General features: G+C 67.6%; 20 protein-coding genes and 1 riboswitch. Of the genes, 5 read left to right on the top strand and 15 right to left on the bottom strand.

All coding sequences use genetic code 11. From position 1 onward, the window contains the following. Positions 1-258 precede the first annotated feature (258 nt). From RJ1_RS38275 to RJ1_RS38235, 9 genes are all read right to left on the bottom strand, one after another. On the bottom strand, positions 259-732 hold the full coding sequence (locus RJ1_RS38275; RefSeq protein ID WP_073368639.1) for a DUF7144 family membrane protein: 474 nt from the start codon (positions 730-732) through the stop codon (positions 259-261). 347 nt (positions 733-1,079) lie between these two features. Further along, on the bottom strand, positions 1,080-1,394 hold the full coding sequence (locus tag RJ1_RS38270) for a three-helix bundle dimerization domain-containing protein (protein ID WP_073368637.1): 315 nt from the start codon (positions 1,392-1,394) through the stop codon (positions 1,080-1,082). 242 nt (positions 1,395-1,636) lie between these two features. Beyond that, entirely contained in the window at positions 1,637-2,125 is a 489-nt protein-coding gene (locus tag RJ1_RS38265) for a hypothetical protein (protein ID WP_073368635.1), read from the bottom strand. A 281-nt stretch (positions 2,126-2,406) separates the two neighbouring features. Next, positions 2,407-2,784: an SHOCT domain-containing protein gene (locus tag RJ1_RS38260; RefSeq protein ID WP_073368633.1), complete on the bottom strand. Its 378-nt coding sequence runs from the start codon at positions 2,782-2,784 to the stop codon at positions 2,407-2,409. Between the two features lie 33 nt (positions 2,785-2,817). Beyond that, positions 2,818-3,087 carry an SHOCT domain-containing protein gene (locus RJ1_RS38255; protein ID WP_073368631.1) on the bottom strand — a complete coding sequence of 90 codons (270 nt, stop codon included), beginning with the start codon at positions 3,085-3,087 and terminating at the stop codon, positions 2,818-2,820. Positions 3,088-3,097: 10 nt separating this feature from the next. Then, a complete protein-coding gene (locus RJ1_RS38250; RefSeq protein WP_073368629.1) occupies positions 3,098-3,556 on the bottom strand; it encodes a DUF6325 family protein in 459 nt (152 codons plus the stop codon). Positions 3,557-4,154: 598 nt separating this feature from the next. Next, positions 4,155-4,736 (bottom strand): transglycosylase family protein, encoded by a 582-nt coding sequence (locus RJ1_RS38245; RefSeq protein ID WP_073368627.1) that lies wholly within the window; start codon positions 4,734-4,736, stop codon positions 4,155-4,157. Between the two features lie 8 nt (positions 4,737-4,744). Beyond that, a riboswitch (cyclic di-AMP (ydaO/yuaA leader) is annotated at positions 4,745-4,960 on the bottom strand. A gap of 342 nt (positions 4,961-5,302) precedes the next feature. Next, entirely contained in the window at positions 5,303-6,058 is a 756-nt protein-coding gene (locus RJ1_RS48285; protein WP_255284941.1) for a DUF4232 domain-containing protein, read from the bottom strand. Positions 6,059-6,191: 133 nt separating this feature from the next. After that, entirely contained in the window at positions 6,192-8,621 is a 2,430-nt protein-coding gene (locus RJ1_RS38235) for a DUF4185 domain-containing protein (protein ID WP_073368623.1), read from the bottom strand. 385 nt (positions 8,622-9,006) lie between these two features. Between RJ1_RS38235 and RJ1_RS38230 the strand changes: the two genes are divergently transcribed. Beyond that, a complete protein-coding gene (locus RJ1_RS38230) occupies positions 9,007-9,426 on the top strand; it encodes a hypothetical protein (RefSeq protein ID WP_073368621.1) in 420 nt (139 codons plus the stop codon). Between the two features lie 352 nt (positions 9,427-9,778). Here RJ1_RS38230 and RJ1_RS47035 read toward each other — a convergent pair whose 3' ends face one another. Then, positions 9,779-9,937 (bottom strand): hypothetical protein, encoded by a 159-nt coding sequence (locus tag RJ1_RS47035; RefSeq protein WP_162850294.1) that lies wholly within the window; start codon positions 9,935-9,937, stop codon positions 9,779-9,781. Between the two features lie 152 nt (positions 9,938-10,089). Here RJ1_RS47035 and RJ1_RS38215 point away from each other — a divergent pair, with 152 nt between their 5' ends. Then, positions 10,090-10,728, top strand: a complete 639-nt coding sequence (locus RJ1_RS38215; RefSeq protein WP_073368614.1) for a pyridoxamine 5'-phosphate oxidase family protein — start codon at positions 10,090-10,092, stop codon at positions 10,726-10,728. 299 nt (positions 10,729-11,027) lie between these two features. Continuing rightward, the gene (locus RJ1_RS38210; RefSeq protein WP_205415345.1) at positions 11,028-11,456 is read left to right on the top strand and encodes a hypothetical protein; all 429 of its coding nucleotides are present in this window, start codon (positions 11,028-11,030) and stop codon (positions 11,454-11,456) included. A gap of 88 nt (positions 11,457-11,544) precedes the next feature. Here RJ1_RS38210 and RJ1_RS38205 read toward each other — a convergent pair whose 3' ends face one another. Together RJ1_RS38205 and gvpJ are read right to left on the bottom strand one after the other, a co-directional pair. Beyond that, on the bottom strand, positions 11,545-12,354 hold the full coding sequence (locus RJ1_RS38205) for a GvpL/GvpF family gas vesicle protein (protein WP_073368610.1): 810 nt from the start codon (positions 12,352-12,354) through the stop codon (positions 11,545-11,547). Then, positions 12,351-12,716 (bottom strand): gas vesicle protein GvpJ, encoded by a 366-nt coding sequence (gene gvpJ, locus RJ1_RS38200; RefSeq protein WP_073368608.1) that lies wholly within the window; start codon positions 12,714-12,716, stop codon positions 12,351-12,353. Before gvpJ ends, RJ1_RS38205 begins: the two co-directional genes overlap by 4 nt. A gap of 304 nt (positions 12,717-13,020) precedes the next feature. Between gvpJ and RJ1_RS38195 the strand changes: the two genes are divergently transcribed. Then, positions 13,021-13,983 (top strand): hypothetical protein, encoded by a 963-nt coding sequence (locus tag RJ1_RS38195; protein WP_073368606.1) that lies wholly within the window; start codon positions 13,021-13,023, stop codon positions 13,981-13,983. A gap of 194 nt (positions 13,984-14,177) precedes the next feature. Here RJ1_RS38195 and RJ1_RS38190 read toward each other — a convergent pair whose 3' ends face one another. Both RJ1_RS38190 and RJ1_RS48280 read right to left on the bottom strand, forming a co-directional pair. Beyond that, entirely contained in the window at positions 14,178-14,453 is a 276-nt protein-coding gene (locus tag RJ1_RS38190) for a hypothetical protein (protein ID WP_073368604.1), read from the bottom strand. 74 nt (positions 14,454-14,527) lie between these two features. Beyond that, positions 14,528-14,659 (bottom strand): hypothetical protein, encoded by a 132-nt coding sequence (locus RJ1_RS48280; RefSeq protein WP_255284940.1) that lies wholly within the window; start codon positions 14,657-14,659, stop codon positions 14,528-14,530. Between the two features lie 750 nt (positions 14,660-15,409). On the opposite strand from RJ1_RS48280, the gene RJ1_RS38185 reads away from it, so the two are divergent. Next, a complete protein-coding gene (locus tag RJ1_RS38185) occupies positions 15,410-15,670 on the top strand; it encodes a hypothetical protein (protein WP_073368649.1) in 261 nt (86 codons plus the stop codon). 66 nt (positions 15,671-15,736) lie between these two features. On the opposite strand, the gene RJ1_RS38180 is transcribed toward RJ1_RS38185, so the two are convergent. Then, positions 15,737-16,048 carry a hypothetical protein gene (locus RJ1_RS38180; RefSeq protein WP_073368647.1) on the bottom strand — a complete coding sequence of 104 codons (312 nt, stop codon included), beginning with the start codon at positions 16,046-16,048 and terminating at the stop codon, positions 15,737-15,739. Positions 16,049-16,070: the final 22 nt, after the last annotated feature.

Here is a 16,070-nt window from a genome sequence, read left to right as displayed (position 1 = left end):
CCCCCTCCCAGGGGAAGCCGGAGCCTCGGACGAGGTATCCGAAGCATTGATGCCAACTCCTTCGAGGGGTCAGGCCATTCTCCTCTGCCCCAGCGAGAGCCGATCGCAGCAGCGAGGGGATCTCTCCCGGATAGCCTTTCGGGGTGAGGAATTCGGAGACGAACGTGGCCGCTTCGCGTTCCTGACTGTTATGTGGAGGTGCCGCCGGCCTTGCCGGCGGTTTTCGACAAGCAGAACTCGGAACCGATCGGTGAAGCCTCAGGGCGAGGTGCGCCGCGCTCCTGGCGTAGTCGTCGTGGGGAGCCTGGGCTCCGGGTTCCATGTCGAGACAGCCCAGATGACGACGACGTCGAGGGCGATGATCAGCAGGGACCACGCCGGGTAGTAGGGCAGCCATAGGAAGTTCGCCAGGATCGAGATCGCGGCGACGATGATGGCCGACACCCGGGCCCAGCCGGCGCCGGTGAACAGGGCGAGGCCGACGATCGCGACGAGGGCGCCGAGGACGATGTGGATCCAGCCCCAGGTGGTGAGGTCGAACTTGTAGACGTAGTCGATCCCGCGCACGAACACTTCGTCGTCGGCGACCGCGGCGATGCCCTGGCAGAACTGGATGAAGCCGACGGTGACCATGATGATGGCCGCGAACATGGACGTGCCGGCCGCGAAACTCTGTTTGGTCGATGGATACTCGGACCTCGCTGGGCCCTCCCCCACGCTGCGATCGGACATGGCCGGTCCTCCCCGAAGCTTCGATTTGTCGGTACGCCGATTGTCCGCCGCAGCGTGCTGTATTCGCGGGAGAACCCGGATTCCGGCACCGTGGCCCTGCGCAAGCACGAAGAATCAGCGGACAGAAATCAGTGTTGCTGCAGGACGAATGGTGGTCCGGCAGGCCGGTTCGGACACGAACTCCTCGACGCCGACCCCGGACAACCGGTGGGGTGACGGCATCCCCCACGGTGGTAGTCAGATCCTCCGGTCTTCTCTCACGATGAGAATCACGTTCATTCGGGGTGTGGTGGACGGCCGCCCTCTCCGGTTTCCCGCTCCCGGGCCTCGTCCTCTCTTGTCACCGGTTACGACAGGCGTGGTGTGCGACGGGCGAAAATCCGCCGCGCTCCCCGGATGCTGATCGTGACCGGTGGGGCGGGGAAAAGTTCAGGGGTGAGCACCGGTGCCGCAGATGTCGCTGGACGGCTGTCCGTGGCATCGAGTGTGCGCGTGGCGGCCCGTTCGACCAGCAGCGGGACGAAGTCCCGAACGCGACACCCCTCGAACCGACCGAGCGCGGCCTCGATCAGATCCTCGACCACCTCGGGGCCGAGGTCCGGGTAGCGCTGCATCAGTCGGGTTCGGACGACGTCGATGTCATGTTCTTCGCGGTCGTCCATGCCACTTATTGTCCGCCCGGCCGGGCTGGTAGGAACACGTTTCGGGTCCCATTACCTGGGGTTCCACGGCGGAGACCGCGCTCTCGGTACACGGCCGGGTGATAGGGATCGACTCTGGATGCTCGGACCGAGGCATTCAATGCACCTGCGCCGCTGATGATCGGGACGAGTTGGTGGTCCCCGGTGGTGGCTCGGTGATGCGGCCGGGTGTATGGCAGTGGCTGTGGCTGTGACTGTGACCGCTACCTTCCTGCACCGGATTCGGAGGCGGTAGGGAACGGGCTGGGGCCGAGAGCAACGATGATCGAGGTGGGGTGAAGTCCGATCTCGCTCCAGCTGGTGGTGACGGTCAGCGACCCGGTCCGCGAGTAGGCGCCGATCCAATACAGCGGCGTCGTCCGATACGGACCGGATTCGCCGCAGTGGGGTTCGCTCCGGTGAATCGCGTCGGCGGGTCCGTCGCGGTCGTCGACGCGGACCAGCACCGTCAGATAGGACCACCGCGCCGACCAGTCGTGCGGGTCGGTCAGGGAACGGGTTTCGTAGCGGGCGAAGTCGGCGCGGATCCCGGTGACCCGAAGCGCCAGTTGCAGCAGCAACCCGGACGCGAACGCAGTGACCGTCGACAGTTCGAGGGTCAGGTCTGTCTCGGCCGCGATCGGCATCGGCGCGTGCACGCGAAGACCCCGATCTGCAGGCGGCGCGATGGCCGGCCAACGATGGCGGCGCATATCTCATCATCGCACCCCTCATCACCCACCGGGGTGCGATCGGCCCGGCGAGGATCACCGTTTTCGGTTCCGGAAGTCTCTGTCCCGCAAACTGTCCGGAGTGCCGTTCCGGGAGGGTGCGTGCCGCATCGTGATCAGAGGACCCGATCGGTACAGGCCGGAGAGATCCCTGCATCGTCCGCCTGGCCGTGGCGTTGCGGCGGGCGACTGACCCGGCCGCCACGAGGCGGCGGACGCCGACACCGGGGTACGCCTGCGCCCGCGCCCCGCGTTCGCAGCGACTAGGTCAGTGCTGTGCTCTTGAGCGTCTCGAACTCCTGCGGGGTGATCGCCCCCGAATCGAGCAGCGCTTTGGCGTCGGCGATCTGCTGGGCCGGGGACTTGCCCGAGACCTCCCGGATATGGGTGTCCTGGGCCTGTTTGATCTGCCCGAAGGCCGCCGCGGACCGCTCGGTCATGCCCTGATTGCGCACGATCAGGTAGATCAGCGCCGACAGGAACGGGATCAGGAACAAGAACAGCAGCCACAGCGCCTTGAGCCACCCGGACATCTGGTGGTCCCGGAACAGGTCGGTGATGATCGCGAACAACACTCTCAGGTAGGCCACGAACAAGTAAAAGACGAAGATGAACCAGAAGAACTCCAAGAAACTGTCCATGGTGGGTGTTCCGTCCACTCGGTGATTCTCCGGTCAGGAGGCCAGGATCTTGGCCTTCTCGGTGTTGAACTCGTCGTCGGTGAGAACCCCCTGATCGTGCAGCTCACCGAGTTGCTTCAAGGCGGTCAGACGGTCGACACCGGCTGCGGGCGGTGGGGCGGGCGGCTGCGCGGGCGCGGCCGGCGGCGGCGGTTCGTCCGCGGCCCAGCGGCGGCCTTGCCGCCGCGAGACCCGGTTGGACACGGTGGTCGCGGTTCCCGCGACCACGGCGGTGCGGGCAATTCCGCGGAGAAGTCCGGGCATGATGTGCTCCTCACACTGGTTCGGTGGGGGCGGCGAGGGCATCGAGCGCCGCCAGGATGCCCTGGACGGGTATTCGCCCCGACGCGACGAGTTGGGCGCCTTCCCGGCGCAGCGCGCAGGCGAATGGTGCGGCCCAGCGGTTCTCGTAGACGAGGATCGCTCCCGCGCAGCCCGGTTCGAGGACAGCGCCTGCCTGCTCGAGGTCGTCGCGGTCGATCAGGCCCGACGATGCCTCGGCGAACAGTGTCACATCGACGGTGCCGGTGAAACCCAGATCCTCGACGGCGATCCCGGCGAGCGAACCGTCGGCATTTTTCCGGACGAAGACCAGGTCGAGCACCCGGATGATGTTCCGCTCGACCAGGTCGAGTAACAGCGGAAGAGCGGAGCCGTCGGGCGGGTGGTCGGCGGGGAATTCCACGACCAGGTAGTCGATCGGCCCGACCTCGTCGAAATTGGTGTCGGTCACTGGCCCTGACCTCTCTTCTGAAGACAGCAGCGAGGCAACGTCAGGTGAAACCTCTGCTGCCGGGGACGGTCGGACACCGCCGCCCAGTGGTCACAGTTTCCCACCCACAGCCCAGGTCATGTGGGAAAACAAGAGTGGGACCGTTGTTCGTCTATACATCGCCAGCGCCGGCACCTTGCCCAGCACTGGACTGACGATCATCAGTGTCGATGCCTTCGCCGACACGTCTTCCCTCTGACTTTGCAGCTCGTCGAGCACGGCGAGCTGGAACGGAAGATGCCGCGGGAACGCGTGGGAGGGCTGACTCGGCCAGGTCCAGCAACGACATAGAGACGCGACCGCCCGGGGGCCTCGGCCAAGGGAAACCGAAAATCTGACCGGCGTGCTCGAAGCAACAGTGCGTGACCCTTCCAGGTCGGGCCCCACCGCCAGGCTCATCCGCGGGCTGACAGCCCAAGAATCCATCGGCGTCGACAGGCGACCGGCGGAGTCGCTGCCGTATGCGCATCCGCACACCGTGATCAACCGCTGACCCGACGACAGAAGAGGGCCCTGCACCGGATCGGTGCAGGGCCCCTCTTCCGTGAGGTACAGGGGATTACTGCGGGAGCAGTCCCTTGTTGGCGTCGATGAGCTGCAGGATCTGGGGATCGATCGCGATGCCCTGAGCCTTGGCGGCCTCGATCGCGCTGTCGACGACGCCGGCGTACTGCGAGGTGCCGTTGGTGCTGGGGACGCCGCCCGTGAGGTAGGGGAGTGCCGGTGCCGCGGGGGCCTCGGGCACGGTCGCGGGGGCGTTGCGCTGGGTGGGTGCGCTGCTCAGGCCGAGGCTCGAGGAGCAGGACGGCCATGCGCCCCAGCCCTGGGAGTCGAGGACCTTCTCGGCGACGACGATCTGCTGTTCACGCGTCGCCTGGTTGGCGGTGGCCGCGTACTGGTTTCCACCGTGTGCGTTCCAGGTGCTCGGGGAGAACTGGAGTCCACCCTGGAAGCCGTTTCCGGTGTTGATGCCCCAGTTTCCGCCGGACTCACACTGCGCGAGGCGGTCCCAGTCGGAGTCGGGTGCCGCGTTCGCGGTGCCCGAGAAGGCTGCTCCGGCGACGCCCATGATGGCGCCGGTGACGGCGACCTTGGCGACGGTGCGACCGGTGTTGGTGGGCTTGCGATGGCGTCCGCTCATAGTGGTCGAGATCCTCTCCACACGCGCCTGCGAGGTCAGCTGTCGGGTTCGGGCTGAGAGGTCGCCCGGCCTCGCCGCTCCTGGCTGGAGAGGGTCTGGCTTCACCCCAAGATCCGAGTGCGCGAGGCACATTCGGGCCGGTGTCCTTCCCGGAAACTCGCGTTCCCTGGAGGACTTTTGGGTCCCCCGTCCTCGTCCCTGGAATGCTTCGTCGGGACTCCGGTACCCGCGGGACGAGGCTTGGCGCGGCGGGCCGGATGTGGCCGATGTTTCCTCGGCCGGTGACGACGGTAACGGGCCGAGGCCGCAATGTCACCATTTGATAACGCGGTGTGTCTTCCCCTGTTGCGGGACCCCATTGGACGCGCAGAGACCCTTCCCAGCTAGTGACGACGAGACACGGGTATCGCCGATCCGTTGCCCTTCCGTTACCCGGCCGTTATGTGAGGAAGCTCACGTGGGTGCGTCGCCGATGTCCTTGCCGAGGGCCGCTCGCCCGCCGCAGAGAGGTTGCACAGGGATCGATGATGGTCGGCGAGCACGTGCGGAGAGCGGATCGGCGCCCATCATTGGCCCGTGGTGCCCGGTACCACCGGGCCCACCCGGAGCTGGGTGGTGACGGGTTCGGGTCGGCTGCAGGCGGTACCCGGGCGCTCGAGATGGAGAGGGACTTCGTCTCCCGGCAGGTAGACCCGCAGGCCGGCTACCGCCACCGGACCGCAGAGGTCTTCGTCGTAGTTGCGCACGTTCACCGCCACGACCAGTGCGGACGCCGGCTCGGCGACGCCCACCCGGACCGGTCCCGGTGGCCGCTGCCCCTCGGGTACCGCGGAGGCACCGACGGGTTCGCCGTCCCGGCCGGTGACGTAGGAGACCCGGGGGAATCCGTCGAGCTCGCAGGTTCGTGCACTCGCAGCGGTAAAGATGATCGGAAACCCGACACTGCCGGCGGCGCTGGAACTTTGTCCCACCGTGGCAGTCACATCCGATGCCCGGCAGGGTTGCGGCACATCGGGTACGACCGACGACGCCGCCGGTGCGGTTGGTGGGGACACCGACGCCGAGTGCGGCTGGTCAGCCGATGGCGCAGCGGCGGTCGTTGTCGAACCGGAGTCGGGCGCGGTACACCCGACCCCCGCAAGGACGATCGCGGCGAGCAGCCAGGCAGCTCTCGCGGATTGTCGCGCCACCCTGTGGACCGTACGCCGGGTCGGTCCCCTACCCGAGGCCCGCCCCGCCCGCGTCCGGCGAATCGTCGTGTCGGACGGGGAGCGCGGGGCGGTGGGGTCCGTCGTCGGTGGCGAGGGGTGCCGCGGCGCCATCGGGTGCGTGAGCACACGAGCTTCCCTTCTCGCTCCGTGTCCCGTCCGTGCGCGCCCCACCGCGTCTGCCCTGTCCGGCGCCGCGCACCCGGTATCCCCTTCGCGTGGGGTTTCGGGGGTGCGCCGTGTGTGTTCAGTACCCGGGCACCCCGAGTTGGTGGGCGAGTGCGGCGATGGCGTCGACGAGCGACCGGTTCCCGAGCTGATTCCAGCCGTGGCCGTCCGGGCCGCGGATCTGATCGAAGACGTCGCGGGCGCGGTCCGCGGTGCCGGCGGGCAGCGGGGCGGGCGCCGCCCCGGCCGGGGGTGGCGCCATCCCGGGAACCCCTTGGTGCAGGCCGATCTCGGCGAGCGCGTCGACGACGGACCGGTTGTTCAGTTGGGGCCAGCCGGCACCGGCGGGGCCGAGGAGCTGCAGCCAGAAGTCGAGGACGCAGTCGTCGACGCTCAGTTCGCCGGGGGCGCCGCTGAACAGGGTTCGGAGGCCGTCCAGGGTGCCCTCGTAGGCGTTGACGTCGACCAGCCGGCCGGCGACCTGCCCCTGGTCGGAGAACTGGAGGATCTCGACCGGGACGCCGGGCGTGTAGTTGGCCCAGCCGGCGAATCCTTTGCCGGGGTAGATCACCGAGGCGTACCCGGACGCGGTGACGTAGTGCGAGTTCCACAGCGGGGGGAGATTGTTCAGCGGCGGGGATCCCATGTGACCTTGCCAGTACCAGCGGGGCAGATAGATCGCGCACACCCGCAGGCCGGCGGCGTGGATGGCATCGACCAGGGCGCGCAGGTTGGCTCCGCTACCACGGGTGTCGGGGTCCTCGTAGTCGATCATGACCGGGATGGTCGGGTCGCCGAGGTGCGCTGTGAGGTTGGCGACCTGCGCGTCGATCGGGTCACCGTTGCGGGCGAAGTGGTAGCCGCAGAACAGGCCGGGGAAGTGCTGCTGCATCAGGTCCCGGTTGCGGGGCCAGAAGGAGTCCTTGAAGAAGTCGCCCTCGGTGCACTTGGCCGCCATGAAGGAGAACCCCTCGCGTTTGGTGGCGGCGATGTCGAAGTTGCCCTGGTGGTTGGAGATGTCGACCCCGTAGAAGGTGCCGGTGGTCGGGTCGATGGTGCCGGTGGGTGGGTTGGCGGCGCCGACGAGCAGTGGTTGGGGGTCGATCGGGGCGCCCCCGAACCGGCCGGGGGAGGTCCAGGCCTCGAAGTGCAGGTGCGGGCCGGTGGAGTCGCCCTCGGTGCCGACGCGGGCGATCTGCTGGCCGGCGCGCACGAACATGCCCTCCGACACGAGCAGGTCCGCGGCCCGCATGTGGCCGTAGACGGTGTCCACGTGGGCGGTGGGCTGGTGGTCGATGACGATCCAGTTCCCGAACCCGGAGGCCGGTCCGGAGCGGACCACCACCCCCTCCTCGACGGCGTAGATCGGTTCGCCCAGCGGGGCGGCGAAGTCGATGCCGTTGTGATCCGGGCGTTGGGGTGTCCGGAATCCGGAGGAGATGATGTTGTTGCCGTTGGCGACGGGCACGAAGCGGAAGGCCATCGGAGTAGTCCCTTCAGTGACGGGGGTGCTGGTGACCGGCACCACCGGTGTGATGCCGGAGATCCGGTATTGCATCGCCCGGTACGGGTTGCCGTCCGCCGCCCATTGGCTGACGATCATGCCGAAGCCGCCGGTGCGGTCGAATCGGCTGTCGGGGTGGATGTAGCAGCCGTAGAGCCGGTCGACGACGTCGGGACCACCCGCACCGAAGAAGGAGCCCTTCACCGGGCGGTAGGTGGGGGCGGTGTGCCAGTTGTCGGTCGGCTTCGCCGCGACCTTGACGAACGCGTTGTAGGCGCCGGCGTCGAAGCCGGAGAACACCAGGTTGCCCTGGATGCGGCGCAGGCAGATCTCACCCAGTTTGGTGCGGTCGGGCAGGATCCCTTTGGTCGGATCGTCGCCGGGCGGGTTGCCCCACCCCCAGGAGGTGCCGTTCCAGCCCCACGGCACCCAGGCGGCCGGGTCGGCGATCCGCGCCTCCGGGACCCGGTGCAGGATCGCGTTCTTGTTCCGCGCCAGGCCGCCGGTGGAGAGGATGTAGACGAACCCGTCGCCGCCCTTCTCCCAGGTGACCATGGTGCGTTTACCGCCGTAGACGGAGGTCGACCACTTGACACCGGTGTCGGTCCAGTTCTCACCGAGGTCGTCGGAATACCGGATCTCGCACCACTTCTCGTTGCCGAGGCCCTGGGTGACCATGACCCACAGGTAGATCCGGGTGCCGATCGAGATCGCGTCACAGGGCAGGATGGTGGAGTATTCCGGGTTGTCGTGCACGTAGTCCCACAGCTGCCGGGCGTTGCGGGCCGCCGACGCGAAGGTGATCGGCGTGGTCACATCGTGGGTGCCACTGCGCAGCAGCATCGGGGACCGCCAGTTCGGTCCCCCCACCTGGGGCTGTGTCCCGGCGAACGTGTCGCCGAGGAGAAAGCCGATCTGACCGTTGGGCATCCGGAACGGAATGCCCAGGTCGGTGCCGCCGATGCCGAACTGCGGCAGCGGGTTCAGGGACTTCACGAATGACATGTCGCCTCCTCGCCTCAATCGTGCGGGACCGTGGCATGAAATCCGGAAAGTGACACCGCTCCACGGAACCGACACATGAGGTGACCAACCGGGGCACATCGGCTTGCGATGGCCGCGCCGGACGCTCCTGACGGGATGGGGGAATCCGTAGCCGGCCCTCACCGGAAAACCACAGCTCACCAGACCGGGGAACTGACATCGACCGGCGGAAAGCGCAGACGTTGTGGGGCGATGGCGTGTCCACGACGCCCGCGGAGGCACGAGTCCGGTCACGCCGGTCGGTGCAATGGAGGTCGACCCGTGCGACGTCGAGCTGACGACCCATCGTTCCCGCCCGCGTCCCCGGCGCAGTGGCTGGTTTCCGGGGAGGTCCTATCGTGAGCGCATGGGACTGCGCCAGTTACTACTGGACCTGCCGACCGCGTGTTCCCGCCAGGAAGCCCTCTATACCGCCGCCGATCTGCACGACCGCGGCATCCGCGGGTGGCGCAACCTCGAACTGCGCACCACCGATCCGACCAGCACCGCCTCGATCCGCCGGTTCACCTTCACCTACTGGCACCCTGGCACCGTGCCGGCCGCTCCGCCGAACCTCAGTTACCACGTCCTGTGGGAGCGTATGGACCAGCCCGCCCGCACCGCCCTGCTCCGACTGGCACCCGCGACCGTTGTGACCGCACAGATCGAGAACGCCCTCACCCGCGCCGACGCACACGATGTACTCATCCGCGACCCCGACGGCCGCTACCACCTGCCGCGCAGCCTGCGACTGTTCCTGCGGGCCCTCGCCGACGAATACCGATAGGCCCCGGCGCATCGGGGATCCTCATCACGTACGTTCCGTGGCGCGCCAACACCGAGTATTCCGCCATCACCCCCGCAGCCTGCATCTTCATTTCACATCGCACGACTACCTCCCCCGCGGGGTGCCCGGCGAGCGTTTCCGGTGAGTCGGAACTTTGCCGGTGCGCAGCAGGTGAAAGGGAACCCCCGGATCCCATCGACCCGCGTACTGTCCACGTTCATCGACTCGGAACGCCGAGAGGCGGCATCGGTCGGTGACCTGCGAGATTGCCGTGCCGCCCGTCGCGGCGTCATCGAGATCGAGCGGGGCACACACCCACATCGGTCGTGCTGCACACCCCGCGGGAGAAGTGTTACTCGATGTGCCCGGACGAGTCGATCTCGGCGGATACCTCGTCGAGGCGGCGTTTGGCCCTCTCCAGCCCGCCCTCGAGTTCGAGGATTTCCACCACCAACTCGTCCCGCTCGGCCAGCCGGCGGGCCAGCTCGTCTCGAGGGGATTTGGTCTTCATCCATTCACGGTACGCCCAGGTCACCGACCGATGCCCGCCCCAGGATCGCCCGCGTTGCAGTCCTCCCCCGGTGTTGTTGCGCGGCGCGACGCACCCGCGTGTGTCCCGTAGGGTGAACCGGCCAATGATGCCGAACCGTAATGGAGAGACAGATGAGGCAGATCGGTAGCGCCGGAGAACGACACCTCCAGCATCGGTACGGCACCGTCGAGCGTGCCGTCCGGTTCTATACCGAACAGGTGCTCGACCATCTCACTCCGGCCATGATCGATTTCGTCGGCCGCCAGGAGATCGCGTTTGTCGCCACCGCGGACGCGGCCGGCGAATGTGACAACAGCCTGCGCGCCGGCGCACCCGGATTCCTGCACGTGATCGACCCCAAAACCCTCGCCTACCCCGAGTACCGAGGCAACGGGGTGATGGCCAGTCTCGGCAACATCACCGAGAACCCGCACGTCGGACTCGTGCTCGTCGATTTCGTCCACGATCTGATCGGGCTGCATATCAACGGCGCGGCGCGGATCGTCGAGGACGAGGTGCTGCGCTCCGCACTCCCGGATCTACCGGGCGACTGCGCGCCGGGACGCATCCCGCAGCGGTGGGTGATGGTGGCGGTCGAAGAGGCATACATTCACTGCCGCAAGCACATTCCCCGCATGGAGCCCGTTCCGCACCACCGGGACTGGGGAACCGACGACGCGAAACGCAAGGGCGGTGACTACTTCGACGCGAAAGACACCCGGCGATACGACCGGGTCACGGTGGAGTCCGCGCTACCACCGAGGACGTAGTCGACGGCCGCTCCACGACGCCGTCTCGATTGTGACGCCGATACCCGCCGTCCCCCCGGTCACTGAGTGGGAGGGGCGGAGGCCGCTGACTTCTCCAGGGACAACCCGGGTGATGGCGACGAGGACCAACCAGGCGCCCGTTCCGGGACGACGGTGCTCCGTCCACCGGCCGGGGGGGGGCACCCGTGCACCTGCCGCACCCGCTCTGCGGGCTGGACCGTTCGGCTTCGTCCCCGATAGCCAGACCTGCCGGCCTTCCGATCTCTCCCCACCTGGCCGCCGCCCCACGGATTCACACCGTGATCGAGCGGGTATCCGCGAGAATGGGCACATGGCACCGCGGTGGCCTTCCGGGTGGTAACTCCATCGCTCACGCGCACGGACTGTTCAACATGCTCGGTGGCCTGTGGCCCCTGGTGCATCGCCGGAGTTTCGAAGCAGTCTTCGGGACAAAGAACGATCGATGGTTGCTCTACACCGTCGGCGGCCTGCTCACCGGCAACGGTGTCGTGCAGATACTCTCGTCGGACACCGCGGAAGGATGGCGGCGTGCACGAGATCTGGGGGTGGCCACCGCCACGGTATTGCTCACGATCGACCTCCTCTACGTTCCGGCCGGCCGAATACCGAAAATGTATCTGCTGGACGCGGCCATGGAGATCGGGTGGCTGGCCGCATGGGCACGGGAAACAAGCCGATGCCCCAGGCAACCTCACCCTCGCCTGTGAAGGCCGCAATGCCGGACCTGCAACAGAAGGACACTGTCTCCGGGCGGTGGAGGGGCAGCGTGACGATGTATGTCAGCAGACCCTTTCGTCAGCCCTCCGGCTTCGGTGTCACCACGAAGTCGTAGGGCGCCATCGGGCCGACGAGGCGCAGGGTGACCCGGTCGTCCCAGCGCTCGGCCAGGTCGCCGACCGTCTGTTCGAGTTCGTCTTGCAGGTCCACCTCGAGCAGGACCGCGATCTGGACGGCGTCCTCGTCGTGGGTGGGTTCGCGGACGGTCACGGTGTCGGTCAGCGGTGCCAGCACGTCGAGAGTGGTGCCGGTGTCCGTCTCCCGCTTGGCCTCGAGAGTGTGACCGATGATCTCCCCCAACGCCATCCGGTCATCCCGGGTCAGTTCCTCGGGTTGGTCGCGGATCGACTTCAGCAGGGCGGTGGCCTTCGGGTTCTCGTCGACGATCTCGCCGATGATGGTCTCCTCGACGTAGCGGCCCTTCACCAGGTATTGGGCGAAGCCCTCGAGCTCGTCGAGGGCGGAGGCGAACTCGTCGTCGTGTTCGGCGAGCAGTTCGTTGACTACCGCGTCGCGGTCGGACAGGACGGCACCGAACCGCAGCGGCAGCACCGGGGCGACGTGCGAGGTGCCATCCAGGATGTGGGCGTGGGCCTGCAGGTCCGCGGGGGTGCCGAGGCGTTGGTCCGGGTCGATCTCGCTGACCAAGGCCGCGATGTCGCCGTGGGTGACGATCTCGATCGGGGCGTCGTGGATGCCGGTGGCGTCGTCTTCGGGTTGCACGTCGGCGGGCACGATGCCGTACACGTAGATCCCGGTCGCTGCCGACGTGGCCTCGTCGTCGCCGTCGGTCTCGGTGTCGGGGTCGGTGTCATCTGGGGAGGTCATTTTTGTCTCCGGTGGGGTGCGGGTTCGCGTTCGCTGCCGGATCCGCCGAGCAGCTCACCGAGCGTTTCCCCGACGCCCTCGAGGACACCCTTGGTCTTGGACTTCGTGCTGCCGCTGCCCTTGACGTCGGAAACGAGGTCGCTCAGGCCCTTCGGTTCACTGCCGATCGCGAGCCGGTTCGCCGCCTCCGCGAACCGCAGGTAGGTGTCGACGCTGGCGACGACGATGCGGGCGTCGATGGTGAGCAGTTCGATACCGACCAGCGACACCCGCACGTACGCGTCGATGACCAGGCCCTTGTCCAAGATGGTGTCGATGACGTCCGCCAAACTGCTCGAACTCGGCCCACCCGCTGTGGTCATTGCTGTGCTCCTCGCTTCCGGCTCCCAGGCGTTTTCGCCTGGGCGCGCCGATCCCGACCGACCGCGAGTACCCCACCGACCGTCCCCCTGAACAGGGCCCCGACCACGGGCTTGCGCGGGGTCGGCGGCGTGTGCCGATGCCACCGACCGAGTGCCACCGAGAACCCCTGTAAACGTCGCCGGTCATTGCGGTAAACAGCGGCTGAACACTGACCCGACCGCGGTGAGCCTCGGCGCACTCGGGGTACGCGCCCAGAGGCGCCACCGCCAGTCCATGCCATCAACGCCGAAGGGGCGAACCCGCATGAACACAACCGATACCTCCACCCTGCTCGCGCAGCTGCGCGCAGTCCTCGATCTCACCCACACCGAAATCCAGGTCGCCGAAACCCGCGTCGTCCAGGCCCGCACCGACGCGGTGCGCCGCGAATTGTCGGAGAACGCCGCCAACGGCCGCTCCCGGGCAGAGGCCATCGACGCCGCGATCCGCCAACTCGGCGGTGTCCCCGAGCTGATCGGCCCGTTCCTGGGCCGCGCCGCCGCCGCGGTCAAGGCCCTGACCGAGCAGGCCCAACCGTTCGACGAGGCGCTGTTCGGCGATCTGGCGCTCGAGCACCAGCTTCTCGATCGCGCCCGCTACCTCAAGGCCCTCGCCGTCGCGGCCGGGGAAAGCGACATCGAGAACCTCGCGTTCCGGTTGATCGCCGCCCATTCGGCCACGGTGGATTGGCTGACCACCGTCCTCGCCGAAGATGCCCTCGGTGGCCCGGCGGCGCTGCGCCGCACCCCGTTGCAGGCGGCCGCCGGCGCCGCGGTGAGACTGGTCAACGTGCCCGTCACCTGGTCCGCGCGCGGGCTGGACCGCGCCCTCGACACCGTCCGCACCACCCCACCCGCCCTGAACGAGCTCCTCAGCCGCGGCGCCCGGGCCGGGGACGTCGCGGTCAAGACCCTGACCGCATCCCGCGACGCGGCCCTCGAGACCGCCGAACAGGTCACCCGTCGGCAAGGCGCCGACGGCGTCGCCGACGTGATCCATTCCGCGCGCACCGCCACCGGCGTCCTCGAACCCGGGGAGCGGCCCATCGACGCCTACGACGAGTTCAACGTCACCCGGGCGGTCGCCGCGGTCCAGGAACTCACCGAACCGGGCGACGTGCGGGTGATGGTCGCGTACGAGGAGGCACACAAGAACCGGCACGGCGTCGTCTCCGCCGCCCAGACCCGGCTGGCCGCCATCGCGCACGAGGTGATCGGCCTCGAGTAGGCGACGCGAACCGAAACAGCACCATCCGGACAGCCTTAATTTGCACCGACTGGGGCGCATGAGCCACGGCCCCACCTCCGGCGGCCGGACGCAGGGCGCGGGCGTGCCTCGGCCGCCGCTGCGGCGTTCGAACCGCACAAAGCCCTCGTCGATCACGCCGCCAGCGAGATCCGCTTGCGCGGTGGTCGGCGTACTCATCCGACAACGATGAGTACGCCGACCATCGCGACCGCGAGTGCCGAGGCGCCGACGCAGGTCACCCATGCCGGCACTGCAAGCCGGTGCCAATCGTGAACCCGGGACGCCGCGTCGACGGTGCGCAGCGGCGACTCCGGATCCGCAGCGGCAGTCTCCGCTGCTCGGTGCACTCGGCGGCGGGATACCGCATCCGCGGTGACCGCGACACCAGCGGAAGCGACGATCACCACCAGCGCGGCCACCAGGACCACGACCATCCAGGGCATGTTCATACCAGGCACTTCGGATCTCCCTGCTTGCGTGTGGTGTCCGCCGCTCACCGCGATCGGTTCCGCCACCGGTCGCCTTATCCGGCCGCTATCCGGCACTCGTGCACGTTGTGGAGTGCCCGGAGCGCGGCCGCATCCCGGCGTGTGGTCGCGTCGTCGAGTGGCGGATCGGCCGCGGCGGCCGTTGCGGGGTCGAGTTTGATCAACATAGCGGTCCTCTCTGAAAAGGAAATACCGGCCACCTTTGGTGGCACCGGAATGCCCGGCGACCGCATCCAAAGTCGCGTGGGCAATACACCGTGACGGTCGAATCTAATTGTTCCGCACGCTGCAATCGTGAATTTCGGGTTGATTGTGCCCGAATCGCCGGTCACGGTGTCGATCGACCCTTCTCGCCGGCCCCGCCGAAGCTTGCTGCGCCCGAGTCCCCGCGACGGTGCGGATCCGCCGCCGACATGCACGTACTGCTGATCAGGGCGGTGGCCCGGCTGCCCCCAGGCGAGCCGGGCCACCGCTGTCCCGGATTGCTCCGTCGGTCAGCTCAGGCCGATGCCGCCGCCGAAGGTGATGCTCAGCCACTTCAGGAACGCCTCGAATGCGACGCTGAAGTCGATTCCTGCAGAACCCATCAGAATTCACTCCTTCCACTGGTGATGAAAATCCACGGGATCGTCGATCGCCGCTTACACCATTTATCGACTTCGCAATCTCGGGGCGTTTCACCAAACCCGAGATATTCTCACATATTGAAATTTAACAACCGTCCACATTGCTGGACAATTGATCAAAATCGCTATTCCAGCGAGAGTTCGTTGTTTCTCGTGTTTATTAGAGCGAATTGTGAGCAATCAGAGGGGCCAGAGGCGGGTGAGCGGCGCACCGTCCCCGGGAGCGCCGGGTGAGGTTTCGCCGTCGAGGTGCTTATGATCCGGGTCGGTGCGAGCGGAAGGTGCAGACCGATGCCCGAGAAGAAACACAAGCCGAGACCCGAGCCCGGCCCGCTGGGCACGGGCGCGCGGGTGCTGGTGCGCCGGCCGTCCGAAGCGGACCAGACCGGGCGGATCATCGAGGACTACGCCGAGCTGACCGACACCGACGAACGCGGGCACGCCTGGGCGCCGGTGCACCGGTGGGCGGTCGCCCTCGACGACGGGCGCCTGGTCTTCGCCGACACCGACGACCTGACCGCGGACCCGGGCACGCAAGGATCCACCGGGTAGACCGGCCCTGGCCGGTGGAACGACCAGCCAGGGCCGTGCCCCCGGGACCGGGACCGAATTGAACGGCTACGTCACCGCCACGCTGCCGGTGAAGAAGAACGGCGCCGTGCCGCCGAAGCAGAAGACGGTCGCGTTTCCCTTCACGAAACCGCTGAGCTTACCCGCAGGCCCCGGCCCGAACGCACCGGTCTTGAAGTTGAAGCCCGAGTCGAATCCGAAGCAGGTCCAGTTCTCACCGGCGGGGACCGTCACCACCACTTCACCGGTCGCCCCGGCGCTCAGCGCCGGTACCGCGTGGGCGGTACCGCCCACGAAAACCATCGCGGGCGCGATGACCGCCGACGCGATGGCGGCGCGTACCGCGATCTTCTTCTTCATGATGCTCACCTCATTCTGAGAG

It is taken from the genome of Rhodococcus jostii NBRC 16295 (assembly GCF_001894825.1).
Classification (GTDB): domain Bacteria; phylum Actinomycetota; class Actinomycetes; order Mycobacteriales; family Mycobacteriaceae; genus Rhodococcus_F; species Rhodococcus_F jostii.
This window is presented reverse-complemented; position numbering and strand designations above follow the sequence as displayed.

Excerpts from the sequence above, each read along its gene's own strand:
- RJ1_RS38270 (WP_073368637.1), bottom strand. The coding sequence starts at position 1,394 with ATGGACGACCGCGAAGAACATGACATCGACGTCGTCCGAACCCGACTG.
- RJ1_RS38190 (WP_073368604.1), bottom strand. The coding sequence starts at position 14,453 with ATGAACATGCCCTGGATGGTCGTGGTCCTGGTGGCCGCGCTGGTGGTG.
- RJ1_RS38215 (WP_073368614.1), top strand. The coding sequence starts at position 10,090 with ATGAGGCAGATCGGTAGCGCCGGAGAACGACACCTCCAGCATCGGTAC.
- RJ1_RS38275 (WP_073368639.1), bottom strand. The coding sequence starts at position 732 with ATGTCCGATCGCAGCGTGGGGGAGGGCCCAGCGAGGTCCGAGTATCCA.
- RJ1_RS38255 (WP_073368631.1), bottom strand. The coding sequence starts at position 3,087 with ATGCCCGGACTTCTCCGCGGAATTGCCCGCACCGCCGTGGTCGCGGGA.
- RJ1_RS38260 (WP_073368633.1), bottom strand. The coding sequence starts at position 2,784 with ATGGACAGTTTCTTGGAGTTCTTCTGGTTCATCTTCGTCTTTTACTTG.
- RJ1_RS38230 (WP_073368621.1), top strand. The coding sequence starts at position 9,007 with ATGGGACTGCGCCAGTTACTACTGGACCTGCCGACCGCGTGTTCCCGC.
- RJ1_RS38235 (WP_073368623.1), bottom strand. The coding sequence starts at position 8,621 with ATGTCATTCGTGAAGTCCCTGAACCCGCTGCCGCAGTTCGGCATCGGC.
- RJ1_RS48280 (WP_255284940.1), bottom strand. The coding sequence starts at position 14,659 with ATGTTGATCAAACTCGACCCCGCAACGGCCGCCGCGGCCGATCCGCCA.
- RJ1_RS38180 (WP_073368647.1), bottom strand. The coding sequence starts at position 16,048 with ATGAAGAAGAAGATCGCGGTACGCGCCGCCATCGCGTCGGCGGTCATC.
- RJ1_RS48285 (WP_255284941.1), bottom strand. The coding sequence starts at position 6,058 with ATGGCGCCGCGGCACCCCTCGCCACCGACGACGGACCCCACCGCCCCG.
- RJ1_RS38265 (WP_073368635.1), bottom strand. The coding sequence starts at position 2,125 with ATGCGCCGCCATCGTTGGCCGGCCATCGCGCCGCCTGCAGATCGGGGT.
- RJ1_RS38195 (WP_073368606.1), top strand. The coding sequence starts at position 13,021 with ATGAACACAACCGATACCTCCACCCTGCTCGCGCAGCTGCGCGCAGTC.
- RJ1_RS38185 (WP_073368649.1), top strand. The coding sequence starts at position 15,410 with ATGCCCGAGAAGAAACACAAGCCGAGACCCGAGCCCGGCCCGCTGGGC.
- RJ1_RS47035 (WP_162850294.1), bottom strand. The coding sequence starts at position 9,937 with ATGAAGACCAAATCCCCTCGAGACGAGCTGGCCCGCCGGCTGGCCGAG.
- RJ1_RS38205 (WP_073368610.1), bottom strand. The coding sequence starts at position 12,354 with ATGACCTCCCCAGATGACACCGACCCCGACACCGAGACCGACGGCGAC.
- RJ1_RS38245 (WP_073368627.1), bottom strand. The coding sequence starts at position 4,736 with ATGAGCGGACGCCATCGCAAGCCCACCAACACCGGTCGCACCGTCGCC.
- gvpJ (WP_073368608.1), bottom strand. The coding sequence starts at position 12,716 with ATGACCACAGCGGGTGGGCCGAGTTCGAGCAGTTTGGCGGACGTCATC.